This window comes from Pseudomonas agarici, assembly GCF_001543125.1.
GTDB classification, from domain to species: Bacteria; Pseudomonadota; Gammaproteobacteria; order Pseudomonadales; family Pseudomonadaceae; genus Aquipseudomonas; species Aquipseudomonas agarici.
The window spans coordinates 4424952-4439891 of the sequence record NZ_CP014135.1; the positions used below are offsets into that span (position 1 = coordinate 4424952).

Below are 14940 nucleotides of genomic sequence, written 5' to 3' on the forward strand. Positions count from 1 at the left end.
CTGTTTTCGATTGAATGTTACGTGAGGAGTGAATCATGCACGCCGTACAGCGCCAGATTGCGGAACAGCTCAAGGTCCAACCGCCGTTCGCCAACCACGCAGCCCTTGAGGCCGAGGTGACCCGGCGCATCGCCTTTATTCACAATTGCTTACGCAACTCGGGTCTCAAGACCCTGGTGCTAGGTATCAGCGGTGGCGTCGACTCCCTGACCGCCGGCTTGCTGGCCCAGCGCGCCATGCGTGAACTGCGTGAGAGCACTGGCGATGCGCAGTACCGTTTTATCGCGGTGCGCCTGCCCTATGAAACCCAGTTCGACGAACACGACGCCACCGCGTCGGTGAACTTCATCGACCCTGACGAGCGCCATACCGTAAACATCGGCCCAGCGGTCAAGTCGCTGGCCGGCGAAGTCGCTGCCTTTGAAGGCAAGGCGGCGGTCTCGCGAGATTTCGTGCTGGGCAACACCAAGGCGCGTATGCGCATGGTCGCGCAATACACCATCGCCGGCGCCGCCAATGGCTTGGTCATCGGCACCGACCATGCAGCGGAAGCAGTGATGGGCTTCTTCACCAAATTCGGCGACGGCGCCTGCGACCTGGCGCCCCTCAGCGGTCTGGTAAAAAATCAGGTCCGAGCGATTGCCCGCAGCTTCGGGGCACCTGAATCGTTGGTGGAAAAGATACCTACCGCCGATCTCGAAGACCTGTCGCCGGGTAAGCCGGATGAAGTGTCCCATGGCGTGACCTATGCCGAGATCGACGCCTTCCTGCACGGTGAAGCAGTACGCCAGGAAGCCTTCGATATCATCTGCAGGACCTACCAAAAGACTCACCACAAGCGCGAGATGCCGTTCGCGCCGTAGGGGTTCCCGGCGCCGGATGGACATGGGTGGCGAGCAGGCTTGCCCGCTCGCCACATCGGATTTGCACGCTCACGCTTGAACCCGACAAAACGGAATGAACCCAGCATTTTTTTTCGCTTGCCCGGCTCCCATTGGGAGGGTTTCATAGAGACTTATTTTTGCCGCCTGAGTCCCGCCCATGTCCTCCTTCGAAGGCCTGTTCGCCCTTGTCGCTTCCGTGCTCGGCCAACCCGCCGCCCGGTGGCTGGAAAAACATGTCGAGGTACCGCTGGCACTGCATGACTTTTCCCATAGCGACGACGCCCTGCATCGGGTCTGGTTGGCCGAAGCCCTGAATCTGTGCCTGTTCCACAAACTGGTGGAAGCCGTGCCCGATGGCCGCGACTATGTGGAAGAACAAGCCGAAGACGGGCGCAAGGTCGTGTTCGACCACGGAGCAATCCGCACTGTCGACTGGAGCGAGAACGGTGAGTTGCCACGCGGGCGCCTGGCTTTCTCGCGACTGTTGGAGCCCCTGGGCTTCACCGATGTCCGGACCTATCCACTGACCAGGCTAGGCATGACTGGCTGGGGCTATCGCCAGATGGACCTACCCGAGGATATCGCCCAGTTCTTTGTCTCCGAACTGCATCCGGGGCGCTTCAGCGAAACCTTTCAGAACGCCGTCGCACGTGTGCTCGCCTCCAGCCGTGATCCGCTACAGACTGAACATCTGAGCATTCTCCAGCGCCTGCGCCTGACCCGCCATTGTCACCTGGCCGAAGCCCGGGTCCTGCTGCCGGCGCTGTACCGGGCCTTTGGCCGGCAACACGGCGCGGTACACCAGGCGGACTACCAAGTCCTGCTCGCCGAAAGCGCGGAAATGGCCTGGATCGCCACCGAAGGCAATAGCTTCAACCACCTCACCGACCGCGTCGCCGACCTGGAGGCCACCGTAGCGCAACAGCAGCAACGCCAGCGCCCGATGAAGGACAGCATCGAAGTCTCAGCTTCAGGCCGGGTAATGCAGACGGCCTACCGTGCCTGTACGGTCAGCCGCGGACTGATCGACGCCCAAGGCCAGTACCGCGAGCATTCAGTCCCAGGCTCCTTCGTCGAATTTATCCAGCGCCGGATCGATCCGCAAACCAACCGGCTCGACTTGAACTTCGACAGCAGCAACGCCCAGGGCATTTTCAAGATGACGGCCTCGAAAGCTTGAAGCAACTGCCTGCATCCAACGCAGCGGCGCCATCGCCCTGCGCGCGGGCGTGTCGGGCTTACCGTTGTCAGGGGAAAAACACTATCGCGGCCTCTGCGACTGGCAAGAACAGGAGGCGCCGATAGGTGTCGAGCCACAGAAAACCCTGAATTGCTACAGCGTCGACGAGCAATGGCAGGTGCTTAGCAATGACTACAAGCGCAAACAGCTTGGTGGCGTATTCAGCCGCCAGGAGCTGGAGGGAAGCAAGATTCGCCTGGAGCTGAGAAGGAGCGATCAATCCTGATCCCGCACAGCGCGGGATCAGGTGCGGCAAAGGCCGTTACTTGACCGTGACGGTGCCTTTCATCATCGAGATATGGCCAGGGAACGAGCAGAAGAACCCGTATTCGCCCTCGGTCAGTTTCGACACCTCAAAGCTCACCGAATCCTTCTCGCCAGCGCCGATGATCTTGGTGTGGGCGATGATACGGTCGTCGCCGTCTTTCAGATAATTCTTGTCGATCCCGGCGGCTATGCCGTCGGTGGCGATACCAGCCATGTCGGAGGTCTTGCTCAACACCAGGTTATGGCCCATGACATTCTTCGGCATGCTGCCGGAATGGGTCAGGTTCACAGTGAATGTCTTGCAGCTTTTGTCGATCGTGATTTCCTTGGTATTGAAGGACATCTGATCGGTGGAATCGACAGTGGCCGAGCACTGCGCAGCCAACAATTGGCCACTGACCAGAGTCAACAAAGACACTGCAACGAATTTGGCGAACATAATAAATCTCCAAGGCAGGGTATGAAAATCAACGGATCAAACGGGAAGACTGGCAAAAAACACCCAGGCTTTCCATGATCTGACTCAATAGATTGTATACAATCCCAGGCTATCGCCTCGATGGATACAATCAACCAGCCAGACGAACCGACGGAACCTAAGATTAGGGCTTGTACCAAATGTTTGCGAGCCGAGCCGGCTTTCAACGCCGCATGGGCGAGCGTGGATACATTTCGTACAGAACTTAGTCCATTGTTATCTATCGGAGCCTCTGCCATGCCTTCCAACAGCCTGCTGTACAGCTTGCTCGCCGCCTACGCTTGTGGTGCCTGCGGCACCTGTGAAACGCCAGTACATGCGCTTTAAAGCTTGGAGCCTGGTCGGCCAACCTTTACTCTGGAGACTGAGCCTGCTGACGCCCGTGTCATTGTTACGTGTGCTGCGTGACGAACACAGGCAGAATATGCGCCGCTCAACCTCACCTTCGACCCCAGAGGATCGCCCATGGCCAAACCCAATTACTCCTTCGCCAAACGTCAACGAGACCTGGCCAAGGAACAGAAGAAAGAGGAAAAACTGCAACGCAAGAAAGCCGAGGCCGACGCGTTGCTGAACCCCGAAGCAGAAAGCACCACCGTTGAAGATAGCGAAGAAAAAGAGCAGGCACCGGACGCTTGAGGTCGTCCCTGTCAGAACCGGACTTGTGTGTGCAGCCTTGTGAGAGTCAGGTAAAGCCCGCGACACGATATGGATCGACTCGGCATACCCGCTGCGAGCCAGGACTTGAACCGAAGCGCGCAAACTGCCATCCGGTAAGTCCTGCGCCTTCGGCGTGGGTTGTACTCGCTCAGCCAAGCGCGACAGCAGAATCGCGCCAGTTTGAGGGCGTGGTGCGCAAGGACGCACAAAAAAGGCGGGTTAGGCTCAGGTTTTAAGAATGGCTGCCTCCAATGCCTCGAGCCTTAGACGAACTCGTCGAGCTACCGCCAAAACCTTGAGGCCTCGCTGGTATCGGCGAGTACTCATCCAATACAAACCGACCGTTGGAAATACAAGACTCAACAGTGCCAAAATCCTGTGCCGAAACTCCAATATCAATGGCAGACAGGAAAACAGGCAAAATATCAATATAAAAAACAATACCCAAGTGCCTTTGAAGTTTCCTCGAATCGAGAAAAAGAAGGACCCGCACATCAAGAGGACCGCCCCAACACAAGTAAACAGCATATAACTATATGGAAGTAGGTAATAGTTCATCAACGCCAAGCCAGTCATTGTCAATGAAAATGTTGCAAACATCAATACACCTATGTGAATCAACCCGTACCGCGCCGCATACGGCTGCCACCACATATAGTGATTCAATCTCAACGAGAGGATAATCGAATCAGGCTGGTGATTGGACGCGCCCAAAACATGAATAGCTTGCAAACAACGTCGTCGACCCATTACAAATAATCCGAGAACCCCCAGAAATATAGTCAAGGAGCAGAGCAGCCGATTGCCGCCGATAAAGGTCAAGATGGTAGCCGGCAATAAACATTGCAGGATAAAAAACAACACGACACGCCCCATCAATATTCGACTAGCCAGGCATGCGAAAAAAACCAATAAAATACTTAAAACCAAGCTTATTAGAATAGAATTATACTTGCCTAGAAATAGCACTCGACTGGCAAAATCCTGGATCAGAAAAGCACTGCTGAGCCACGAGAGGATAGCGATCAGAAGTAAGAGAATCAATATAGGTAAAAACCGACATTTGTCACCAGCTGACAACATGGACAACACATTCATCCCTTTAACCTCATATTTTTGTAAAAGTCTCGACTTGATCTGACACCCACCTTGAAAAAGAACGAGGCTTACGGGCTTGACCGGCAGCGCGTGCTCGGAGTTGGAAGCCTCCGTTTGAGCACCCTATCGCCGCTCGACAAGGAGCGGCGCAGGCGCTGGCGTTGATGGCGGACTTGTACCAGTTTTCCGCGCATGTCCCGCTGGCCTTGGCTGTTGAGAAACAACAACCCTTACAAGGGGAGCAACAACGCCAGCCCGTAGAGCCCACGCAGGGTCGTATGTGATCATCGGCCACACGAACAATCCTCGCTCACTCGCCGTTAGTTACGAGCGATTGAACACCACGGCTCCTAAACCCGCCCTACAATCTGATGCCGAATGGCAGCTCACCGTTCATCAGTAATACAGTGATCGCGTAAATTATCAGCACCCACAGGGTCAGGCCAACACAGACCCCAAAATAGTTCAGCGGTGTCAGGCGAGAATTGCCTTTACCTTCGGGATCGCCTTCAGCCCGATTGATCATTCGCTGTACGAAGATAAGCCAGCCGATCTGAGCGCCTATTACGCCGTACCTCATCGCCGTGCTGAACGGCATGCTAAATAGCCACTCAGACAGCATCTCGGAAAAACCCAATACGATTATCAGCGATGCCAGCAAGTAAGGCGGGCACAGTGGCTTATCACCTTGGCTTTTCAACTTCGCATGAATCAGGGAAAGCAACGGAAAAATGTAGATTATCGAAAAAAAAGCCCGAGCTAACGGATAGATAGCAGCACCCGAGGCCTGCTTGTAGTTTTTCCAGTTTTTATAGTAACAATAAAAACTATAATAACCCAGTGTCCCCATATTCATGATGATGAGCTTCGAGCAGGAAACAACAAAAAAACTGGGCGTTTCGGCATGACTCTCAGACAGTTCAGCAACGGGTGTTGCATAAGGGTTTTGCTGCATGGTGACTTTCGCTCCTTGATAAAAAAGTACTGCATATGTTTTTCAAAAAACAAAAATGACTAAAGCACATCATCAGTACTGGCTTGACTGGCAGATGGTGCTCACTGTCGAGGAAAAAAATGGGCGATTCGTTCAAATCTTCACGTTCTCACGAATATTCCAGCCATACTTGATGACCCCGCCATCCTTGCCACCATCGGCTTTCTGCGGCTGGTAGCTGACTTCGACCTTGGCGAAGTTCAGCGCTATATCCTCATGCAAAATATCCCCACCCTGATTGCCATTGGTCCCATAGGACGCCACCATCACTTCTTTGAGGGTAATCACCAGGTATTCCACCGGGCTGGTGCCGCCGGCCTTGCGCACGGTGAGCCTCGCTTCGGGAAAGTGCTTGCCACTGGAGCACGCCGCCATCAGATTGGGGGATGACTTGTCCATGGATTTACTGAAGGACAAGTTGTTGATACTGACCTTGCCGGAACCGCCACCGCTGCCCGTGTGCATGGAGCCGGACTGGTTCATGCCCCATTGAATCGATTGGATTTCGATCTCGTCCCGGTGTTGCTGGTCTTTGGACTCACCTTTGATATCGCCCAGCTTCAAAAACATATCGGTTGCCATACACACTCCGTGTCGTTGATCCACGCCGAACTGGCGTTGGCAGGTACTGTCTTCGCAGGGGGCTGTCGGGATCAAGGCGCGGAACAGCGAAAGGGAATGTGCCCACCTCATTAACTCGCAAGTCCTACATTTTCCGCTGATTGGACTGCTTATGCTCCCAGACCGTCATAACAGGTCAGGGAATGATGGGATGATTTCCGAATTATTGAAAAGCGGTGTTCCCGGGGCGCACAGCAACGCTCGGCAGCGCGTAGAGGGCAAAGTCGATCTGCCACGCCTATTTCGCGCTATCGATGCGGACCCGGCGATAGCGGGCGCTGGCGTGGTGTACATCGAAAGCGATTTCACGGTAGTAACGTTGCGCGAGTTCCAGGTGATTTGCAGCATTGTGCCGAAAAAGGTGATATTGCGTGAGGCTCCCAGGTACATGGCGCCGTTGGAGTTTGCGCGGGCGCTGGAGACGCAGCCGCGAGAGTCGCGTTTAGTCGCGGAGCTGGTAAGCATGGGATTAGCCTGCTCGGCAGCATATCTCAGTTGGGTGGTGGTGAGAGCTGGGAGTGTGTTGATTCCATTCACTTCAGGTGCCAGTTCAATCATTGCTTTTATCGGCCTTTCCGCTGCTAGCGCCAGTTCCGCTCAATGTCTCATCGGAGGTACCAGAGTGGCTATAGAGTTAGTGAACCCAAAGCTTAACGACCGACTCGATAGCAAGGAATGGTATCAAGGGATGGTGGCGGCTCTCGATGATATTTCTTTGTTAGGAGCAGGGGCTTCGGGATATACAACTTTGAGAGTGACGGAAATTATAAAATTGGCAATCAACAAAAATTTCCGTCAAGTATTGAAAGGCATGAGTCGCCAGGAGCGGGCAAAGTTGACAAAGGATGTACTGGCGATCAAAAATCCTAGCTTAACTCGGAAACTTATAAAACTGAAGCAAGCGACCAAAGAACTACCAAAAAGTTTTTCAGAGAATGCTATCAATCAATCAACAATGATTCATATCAAAGACTCTGTCGCCGCTACTCTAAGCTTTTCCGGGAGTGCTTTTTCAGGAAATGTGAATGCCTTGGCTATTGGCCTATATGAAGAGGCGAGATAATGAGACAAGAGTTCAATCCACTGCTCGCTCTTTCGCGCTACAGCTTTACGGGGGGAGCTGGAGTGATACTGGGGTGCTTCTCCATCGTATTCACCGCACTGCTGCTGATGCTGACCTACTTGCCATCAGCCCCTGTTGGAGTGCAATCCACGGTTGTCGTTCTCGGGGGCGTCGCCGTGGTAATGGCCTTTTCTTTTGCCGAAAGCGCGATCCTGTGGGGGCATGTTCACTGGGTTTGGTTTAAAGTCGCGGTATTGGTTAGCTGTCTGTTACTGAACTTGCCAACACTGCTGTACGGCGCTCCGCCTGTTCTTTATATACTCGGCCTGGTCACGCCTCTTCTGGGGTTGCTGTTGCTCAATAGCACATCCCAGCGTGCAATGAGACGGGATGTCGTAAAGTTGCGTCTATGGCGCCATCACCAGCGCTGCGCAGGGCATGCAAAATCATGAATGTATTTATACTTTTAAGAACCCGCCATGCTTTAAGATTTCTTCCTGTCATTATCACCACGTTTTCCACCTTAGTCATTGCCTGGATATGCGGCGTTCTGGTGACTCAAGCATTCCTGGAAAAATTTTCTACGTTGGGATGGCGCGATATCAATCGCCTCTCTGTTTTATTGAGCGTGGTCATCTTTCTCGGCAGCTGCTTTATCACCGTCGAGACGAAGAAGCTATTGATTACCTTTACCGGCCTGAACGGCCTGGTAATAGCAGTTTTTACTGGTTTTCTTGAGGGCAATCGCTGGCTCGGCCTATTTAGCCTGCTCGGCGGCGCACTGGGACTCGGTTTATTGGGCAGCCGGCGTTTTAGCCGGGCCATGGCCGCATGCGCGGCCCTCACCAGGGCACGGCAACGAAAAACCGAGCAACTTGTAGAGCTGAAATTAGCGGAATATATGGCCTTCGTGCCCTATATCACCCGGTTTACCTGGGTTTTGGGGCTCGTCTGCCTATCGGCGATCCTCTCACTCGTTATTGCGATACCCCTTTTACTGCCTCAGTTTTTTGCTTTTAATCTTCAGGAACTCGAATTTATTCTCAGTGGCCAAGCGGCCACTGTCCTTGTGCTCTCATGGTGTTGTTTCTTACAGTTCAGGGGGCACATTTGGCCGGTATGGATTTTGTTTCTATCGTTAATTGCCAGCTTTTCCATCAATCTCATGCTGCTGCAGGAGACCCGATACACCCTTGTAGCACTACTTGCCCTGGGTGTTTGCGTGCTGGGCCTGTGGGTGATCAGCAGCCGAAAATATCGTCGGGCAATCAGCGTCATGCTGGTCAGAGATAGAGTCCGTCGACGACTGACGCTGCTTGAAAGACAGTTGCTCAGTCCCGCGAAACGAAAGGAAAGCTGACGGCTGCGTCATCAAGTACGGCGGGGATGTTCGTGAAATTTCCAACCAGCCTCCTAAGCGCGGCTTGCGCCGGGCTTAGGAGGCTGGTGGCGGGTATCGAGGAGCCACTGGGCGCCGCGTGATTTCAGCGCGGCACCACCGGTTTGCGCGCCGGCTTCTTGCCCTTGGCCGCGTCGGCTCGCTCCTTGGCGGCTTGCTTGTTGCGGGCGAACGCGGCGGCCTTGGCCTGTTCGCGCTTGTCCCAAGCATTGCCACCGTCGCTGGCACGCGGCGGCAAGCCGGTGTGCTGGGTGAGGATCTTGGTGGTGGTTTCTTTCGCCACCTTGTGACTGCCAGCCGGCGTCGAATTCTTCCGGCGGGCGCTCTGGTAGCTGTCGGTCGCCGGCTGGTGCAGTGGGATCAACTGCTGCTTGCCCGGCCCGATCAGGTCGCCACGCCCCATGCGCAGTAACGCTTCGCGCAGCATCGGCCAGCCCTTCGGATCGTGGTAGCGCAGGAACGCCTTGTGCAACCGGCGCTGCTCTTCGCTCTTGACGATGGTCACCGCCTCACTCTTGTAGGTAACCTTGCGCAACGGGTTCTTGCCCGAATGGTACATGGCCGTGGCACTGGCCATCGGCGACGGGTAGAAGGCCTGCACCTGATCGGCGCGAAAACCGTTGCCCTTGAGCCACAGCGCCAGGTTCATCATGTCTTCGTCGGTGGTGCCTGGATGGGCGGCGATAAAGTAGGGAATCAGGTACTGCTCTTTCCCTGCTTCCTTGGAGTACTTCTCGAACATGCGCTTGAACTTGTCATAGCTGCCGATGCCCGGCTTCATCATCTGGTTGAGCGGACCTTCCTCGGTGTGTTCCGGGGCGATCTTCAGGTACCCACCGACGTGATGGGTCACCAGCTCTTTGACATATTCCGGTGACTCGACCGCCAGGTCATAGCGCAGGCCGGAGGCGATCAGGATCTTTTTCACCCCTGGCAACGCACGGGCGCTGCGATAGAGCTGGATCAGCGACGAGTGATCGGTATTCAGGTTCGGGCAGATACCGGGGAACACACACGACGGCTTGCGGCACGCGGATTCGATTTGCGGGCTCTTGCAGGCAATGCGGTACATGTTCGCGGTCGGGCCGCCGAGGTCGGAAATCACCCCGGTAAAACCTGGGACTTTGTCGCGAATCTCCTCGATCTCGCGAATGATCGACTCTTCGGAGCGGTTCTGGATAATCCGTCCTTCGTGCTCGGTGATCGAGCAGAAAGTACAACCGCCGAAGCAGCCACGCATGATGTTCACCGAGAAACGGATCATGTCGTAGGCTGGGATCTTTTCCTTGCCATACACCGGATGCGGGACCCGCTGGTACGGCATGCCGAACACGTAGTCCATCTCTTCGGTGGTCATCGGGATGGGTGGCGGGTTGAACCAGACATCCACTTCGCCATGCTTTTGCACCAGCGCACGGGCGTTACCCGGATTGGTTTCCAAGTGCAGCACACGGTTGGCGTGGGCATAGAGCACGGCGTCGTTGCGGACCTTTTCCACTGACGGCAAACGGATCACGGTCTTGTCGCGGGTCATCTTCGGGCTGGCGAGGATTTGCACCACCTTGGCTTCCTGCGGATCCTCCACCGGCCCTTTTTCCTGCTCGATCGCACAAGCCTGGGTGTCCTGGGTATTGACGTAGGGGTTGATGATCTTGTCGATCTTGCCTGGACGGTCGATGCGCGTGGAGTCGATTTCGTACCAGCCTTGCGGCGTGTCGCGACGAATGAACGCGGTGCCGCGCACATCGGTGATGTCTTCGATCTTGTGGCCGTAGGACAGGCGCTGGGCCACTTCGACAATCGCCCGCTCGGCGTTGCCATAAAGCAGGATGTCGGCGCAGGCGTCGATCAGGATCGAGTTGCGCACACGGTCCTGCCAGTAATCGTAGTGGGCGATCCGACGCAACGAAGCCTCGATACCGCCGAGCACGATCGGCACATGCTTGTAGGCCTCCTTACAGCGCTGGCTATAGACCAGGCTGGCGCGATCCGGACGCTTGCCGGCCAGGCCGCCCGGCGTATAGGCATCGTCGGAGCGAATTTTCTTGTCGGCGGTGTAGCGGTTGATCATCGAGTCCATGTTGCCGGCCGCGACTCCGAAGAACAGGTTCGGCTCGCCGAGCTTCATGAAGTCATCCTTGGACTGCCAGTTCGGCTGGGCAATGATCCCCACGCGAAACCCCTGGGACTCCAGCAGCCGACCGATGATCGCCATGCCGAAGGACGGATGGTCAACGTAGGCGTCACCGGTGACGATGATGATGTCGCAGGAATCCCAGCCAAGCTGATCCATCTCTTCCCGACTCATGGGCAGAAAGGGCGCTGGCCCGAAACATTCGGCCCAGTACTTGGGATAGTCAAATAACGGCTTGGCTGCTTGCATGGCGATGACCGGTGTCGAGATGAAAATTCGCGGGCGCGGAATATAGCACAAATTTTGATCAAGCCTGACGGTTTTACCTGCACCCACCCCCGAGTGCGGGCCGACAACTATCTAGCGCCATCGCACAGGCGTCTTGGCGTTAGCTGATGCCTCAACGAACCGGCAAGGCCTCCGTCATGACTCCATCCTCTCTCCCGCTCCCCGACGCACAGACTCATTTCCACGTGATCAAAGAACATTTGCCGGCATGGCTGCTCGATGCCTCCCGCGAGCAACGCAGCGCCTTGCGCCAGAACCTGCTGGCCAGTTTCAATTCCCAGCATGAGGTCCAGCAGATGATGGCAAAACTGCTATCGCCCGCGCACTTCGTCAAGCCACTGCTGGAACAGGTCATCGCCGTCAATTTCCGACTCACCCTCGATGTCGAGCGGGCGACCTTCGTTCACGTGCGCAAAAACGACTATTTCTTCGGATTGATCTCGGTTCAGGGCCAAACCACCGAACAAACACTTTTGTCCGCCAGCCTGCGCAACTTCGAAGAAGCGCTCACCGGCATCGACATCTACGGCGCGGGCTCAGGGATTTACCTGACCGCTGGAGATCGAAACAGCAAAACCCGGATCAAACCCGAGGAGTTCGCTCTGGTCTGCCGCCGTCTTGACTTCGGTGGACTTTATCAGGCTCACCTTCGGTCCGTTCTCAGGGTAGCCGACCCAGCCGATGACGATATCGAAAGCAGCACTCAAGACCTCCTGATCAAAAGCTACAAGGACGCCTTTGCCGTGGCGATACACATGGCTATCCTGCAAAAAAAGATCTCGACGGACTGCTACCGAGTATTGCTCGACGTACTGAATGCCCGTTATGTCGTCAGGCGCAATACTCAACCCTGCTCGTTGCTCGAATTCCTCGATCTGGATGTCAGTGAGGTGTTGGTTATCGGCTTGGACGCCAACGATGGAACGCATCCGTGCATCGTCTACATACCGCAGGATCCTATCGCCCCCTTGGCACGCTACGACTCACTCGAGGATTTCGAAGACGAGTTAATCCACAGGCTGTTATCACGCAGCTACCAGCGCTTCTTTTCGCGATTCCTACCGATCAGTGATCGGGGACAATTGCTCAATCAGTTGATCAGACAAGCCATGCGGCAAAAATGGAGACCACCGTCTGGCCCGATTCCACTGCCCCCGCCACTTTGGCTGGCGCTGCAACCCATCAGCGGCGACGTATTCCAGAGCCTTCGCGACCGGCGCGTACAACAGAGCGAACGGCACGGGCGGGAGGTCGTCGTGCCCACGGCGGATATCGACAGCCAAGCCCGTCAACGCCAGCTACAGGTGTACGAAAACGCCGGCCTGGGGGCATTGACCCTCGCCGCGTCGTTCATCCCCGTAGTAGGCGACATTCTGCTGATCTTCACGGGGGCACAGTTGCTCCAGGGGGTCTACCAGGGATTCGAGGCCTGGAGACGCGATGATAAGGTTGAAGCGCTTAACTACCTGATGGACGTCGCCGAACAGGTCGCCCTGATGGGGGCAAGCGCGGGCGCCATCAAGGCCGCCGGCTTCGTCAACTCACTGATTCGCGTGAAGCTCTCACCCACTCGGTTTAGCTTGTGGAAATCGGACCTGGCGCCCTATCGCCAATCTTTTGAACTGCCTGAAGCGCTGCTCCCCGATGAGCAGGGCCTGTACGACTATCAAGGCAAGCACTATCTGTCTCTGGACGGGCATCTCTATGAGGTGGGTCCTGATAGCAGCTCGTCCGGGTGGTCCATTCGACATCCCGACGACCCCTGGGCGTACTCACCACCTTTACTGCAAAACGGCAGCGGCGCCTGGCGTACCCTGCACGAAAACCCACAGGACTGGAGCGAACTGAAACGGCTCCGGCGCTTGGGACCGATTGCCGCCGACACTCCCACCGAAGACCTGGCTCCGATCCTACACGCCAGCGCCAGCGATTCGAATCTGCTGCTTGAACTTCATCGTGATAACCAATCGCCGCCGGCACAATTGCTCGATACGCTGAAACGCTTCCAGTTCGACAGGCAAATCCAACATCAACAACTGCATGCCAGCCCCCCCGTCAACGACGGTGCTACTCCTTCCGGGACCATCGGGAAAACCGCATCGAAACGCTTCGAGGAGCTTTATCAACAGAGCGAACAGGTCGAAGGCCCCTTGCCTGAGCAGATCCGCCGGGACTTTCCAGACCTGCCCAAAAGCTATGTCCAAGCTATGGCAAAATCCATCAACCCTGCTGAGGCCCTGCAGATCCAGGGCCAGAAAAGCCTGCCGCCCTACCTGAAAGACGAAGCCGAGCTGTTCATGCAGGACGTGGACACCGCCCGGGTCCATGAAGGCCTTTATCTGCGCACGACATTCAATCCGGCCTCGGACCAGTTAGTGCTGCAGACACTTGAAGCGCTGCCAGGCTGGTCGGGCGACGTTCGCCTGGAACCGTATTCGGCCACGCCAACTGAACCTCCCACCGCCACCGTCGGGAACCACGCCGCTGCAAGCGTCAAGCGCCTGCTGCGCGAAGGCTCACGCTATCGGGTCTACGATACCGACAGCCTGCAAATCTTCGCACCGACCGACCTTTATTCGGCCATCGGGCAAGCTCTCCCCGAAACCGAGCTGGACAATCTGGGCTTTAGAGGCCCCAATCGAAACAGCGCCCTCAAACAAGCGTTGATTCACAAAATCAGGCAACTGAGTACCTCGCCGGCAGTCATGCGTCGAATTCCCGCCCCCCCACCCTCGCGGCCTTACCAGACTGGCCACGCACTGGACACTCACTTCGCGCTGGCAACACCACCGAGCGAGCTCACTCCCGTAAGCGAAGGCCTCTATCAGGACACCTTTTCACGACACTACATCCAAGAGGGAGGGCGCTATTTTCAGGTCGAGTCTTCAGATTTCGGCTGGAAGCTGATCGACGCTCGCAATCCTTTCCGCTGTTATCGCCCGGTGGTGCGGCTGAGGGACGGGCATTGGGAAATCAACCCCGCCATCGGCTTGAAAGGCGGCGCTCCAGGCCCGGTACAGAGCAAGATCGAGCTGCCGGAAAGTGAGTCGAACATGGTGACGGCACTTGAATACGTTGAGCCCGAGCCCTTCACTGACGAAGACCTACAGCGTATGAAAGCCATCAAATCCTATCAGCACCAGCCCAACAGAATGGGCGAATATGACCGAGTGAACAATGGTCGCTATCCCTTGCGGGACCTGCTGGGCAGGCCGTTGCGCATCAAGAGAATCCAGAGAACGAGTGACCCCACAGGATCGGGGCTACATTACCAGGCCCAGGACATCCTGCCGTACTTGAGATGGGATAACCATGAAGGGGTCGCCAAGCTCTACGAGGAGAAGCTACTGGTGCGGGCGTTCACCGCCGAAGATGCCAAGTTTCCCCAGGAACAAAGCATGATCGGTCAAGCCATGGTTGTTGCCAGAAAGCCCTTGAAGGCCGGGGAAGCCATCGGAGTCTATGGCGGTAACTTCATCCCGTTTCACGTCAGCAGTGCCCGCAAGGATCCGTTTGTGATCGATATCTTGCCCGACCCTCCGACCGGCAGGCCGAAATGGGACCGGCTGGTGCTGACAGGAGACAATATTATTTCGCGGATCAATTCCATTTTTGAATACGAGGGAGCACTATTTCCCGTCGATGTCGAGATTGCAAAGGATCGTTTGGAATCGTACCTCCTCAGCGCTTTCTTCACCACTCGGGACATTCCCGCCGATGAAGAATTGCGTTGGAATTACGGTTATACCGAAGAGGGGATTCGTAGCACATTCGCCGAGCCCGAGACGGACCTTTAGAACCGGCGACAGATTCA

12 protein-coding genes are annotated in these 14940 nt (G+C 55.9%); 8 read left to right on the forward strand and 4 right to left on the reverse strand.

Translation table 11 applies throughout. From position 1 onward, the window contains the following. The first annotated feature begins 35 nt into the window (after positions 1-35). The 3 genes from nadE to AWM79_RS24560 all read left to right on the forward strand — a co-directional run bounded on the left by nadE (position 36) and on the right by AWM79_RS24560 (position 2350). Complete coding sequence (gene nadE, locus AWM79_RS19470; RefSeq protein WP_060783567.1) at positions 36-863, forward strand: ammonia-dependent NAD(+) synthetase; 828 nt, start codon at positions 36-38, stop codon at positions 861-863. Positions 864-1041: 178 nt separating this feature from the next. Next, positions 1042-2064, forward strand: a complete 1023-nt coding sequence (locus AWM79_RS19475; RefSeq protein WP_060783568.1) for a DUF1338 domain-containing protein — start codon at positions 1042-1044, stop codon at positions 2062-2064. Between the two features lie 49 nt (positions 2065-2113). Continuing rightward, positions 2114-2350, forward strand: coding sequence for a hypothetical protein (locus AWM79_RS24560; RefSeq protein ID WP_244159576.1), 237 nt, complete (start codon positions 2114-2116; stop codon positions 2348-2350). A 36-nt stretch (positions 2351-2386) separates the two neighbouring features. On the opposite strand, the gene azu is transcribed toward AWM79_RS24560, so the two are convergent. Further along, positions 2387-2830 carry an azurin gene (azu, locus tag AWM79_RS19485; protein WP_060783570.1) on the reverse strand — a complete coding sequence of 148 codons (444 nt, stop codon included), beginning with the start codon at positions 2828-2830 and terminating at the stop codon, positions 2387-2389. Positions 2831-3334: 504 nt separating this feature from the next. Here azu and AWM79_RS25330 point away from each other — a divergent pair. Further along, a complete protein-coding gene (locus AWM79_RS25330; protein WP_167375436.1) occupies positions 3335-3508 on the forward strand; it encodes a hypothetical protein in 174 nt (57 codons plus the stop codon). Between the two features lie 1480 nt (positions 3509-4988). On the opposite strand, the gene AWM79_RS19495 is transcribed toward AWM79_RS25330, so the two are convergent. Next, the gene (locus AWM79_RS19495) at positions 4989-5582 is read right to left on the reverse strand and encodes a hypothetical protein (protein WP_060783572.1); all 594 of its coding nucleotides are present in this window, start codon (positions 5580-5582) and stop codon (positions 4989-4991) included. A gap of 132 nt (positions 5583-5714) precedes the next feature. Further along, positions 5715-6203: an Hcp family type VI secretion system effector gene (locus AWM79_RS19500; protein WP_060783573.1), complete on the reverse strand. Its 489-nt coding sequence runs from the start codon at positions 6201-6203 to the stop codon at positions 5715-5717. Positions 6204-6393: 190 nt separating this feature from the next. On the opposite strand from AWM79_RS19500, the gene AWM79_RS19505 reads away from it, so the two are divergent. The 3 genes from AWM79_RS19505 to AWM79_RS19515 are packed head-to-tail and all read left to right on the forward strand — an operon-like array spanning position 6394 to position 8665. Next, a complete protein-coding gene (locus AWM79_RS19505; RefSeq protein ID WP_060783574.1) occupies positions 6394-7305 on the forward strand; it encodes an Ssp4 family T6SS effector in 912 nt (303 codons plus the stop codon). Beyond that, positions 7305-7757 (forward strand): hypothetical protein, encoded by a 453-nt coding sequence (locus tag AWM79_RS19510; protein ID WP_060783575.1) that lies wholly within the window; start codon positions 7305-7307, stop codon positions 7755-7757. The genes AWM79_RS19505 and AWM79_RS19510 overlap by 1 nt, the downstream gene beginning before the upstream one ends. Continuing rightward, complete coding sequence (locus AWM79_RS19515) at positions 7754-8665, forward strand: hypothetical protein (protein WP_060783576.1); 912 nt, start codon at positions 7754-7756, stop codon at positions 8663-8665. Before AWM79_RS19510 ends, AWM79_RS19515 begins: the two co-directional genes overlap by 4 nt. A 124-nt stretch (positions 8666-8789) precedes the next feature. On the opposite strand, the gene AWM79_RS19520 is transcribed toward AWM79_RS19515, so the two are convergent. Continuing rightward, entirely contained in the window at positions 8790-11087 is a 2298-nt protein-coding gene (locus AWM79_RS19520) for a YgiQ family radical SAM protein (RefSeq protein ID WP_060784020.1), read from the reverse strand. 176 nt (positions 11088-11263) lie between these two features. On the opposite strand from AWM79_RS19520, the gene AWM79_RS19525 reads away from it, so the two are divergent. Then, the gene (locus tag AWM79_RS19525) at positions 11264-14923 is read left to right on the forward strand and encodes a dermonecrotic toxin domain-containing protein (RefSeq protein ID WP_156430132.1); all 3660 of its coding nucleotides are present in this window, start codon (positions 11264-11266) and stop codon (positions 14921-14923) included. The last annotated feature ends 17 nt before the right edge of the window (positions 14924-14940 follow it).

Excerpts from the sequence above, each read along its gene's own strand:
- azu (WP_060783570.1), bottom strand. The coding sequence starts at position 2,830 with ATGTTCGCCAAATTCGTTGCAGTGTCTTTGTTGACTCTGGTCAGTGGC.
- AWM79_RS25330 (WP_167375436.1), top strand. The coding sequence starts at position 3,335 with ATGGCCAAACCCAATTACTCCTTCGCCAAACGTCAACGAGACCTGGCC.
- AWM79_RS19515 (WP_060783576.1), top strand. The coding sequence starts at position 7,754 with ATGAATGTATTTATACTTTTAAGAACCCGCCATGCTTTAAGATTTCTT.
- AWM79_RS19510 (WP_060783575.1), top strand. The coding sequence starts at position 7,305 with ATGAGACAAGAGTTCAATCCACTGCTCGCTCTTTCGCGCTACAGCTTT.
- AWM79_RS19505 (WP_060783574.1), top strand. The coding sequence starts at position 6,394 with ATGATTTCCGAATTATTGAAAAGCGGTGTTCCCGGGGCGCACAGCAAC.
- AWM79_RS19495 (WP_060783572.1), bottom strand. The coding sequence starts at position 5,582 with ATGCAGCAAAACCCTTATGCAACACCCGTTGCTGAACTGTCTGAGAGT.
- AWM79_RS19500 (WP_060783573.1), bottom strand. The coding sequence starts at position 6,203 with ATGGCAACCGATATGTTTTTGAAGCTGGGCGATATCAAAGGTGAGTCC.
- nadE (WP_060783567.1), top strand. The coding sequence starts at position 36 with ATGCACGCCGTACAGCGCCAGATTGCGGAACAGCTCAAGGTCCAACCG.
- AWM79_RS19520 (WP_060784020.1), bottom strand. The coding sequence starts at position 11,087 with ATGCAAGCAGCCAAGCCGTTATTTGACTATCCCAAGTACTGGGCCGAA.
- AWM79_RS19475 (WP_060783568.1), top strand. The coding sequence starts at position 1,042 with ATGTCCTCCTTCGAAGGCCTGTTCGCCCTTGTCGCTTCCGTGCTCGGC.
- AWM79_RS19525 (WP_156430132.1), top strand. The coding sequence starts at position 11,264 with ATGACTCCATCCTCTCTCCCGCTCCCCGACGCACAGACTCATTTCCAC.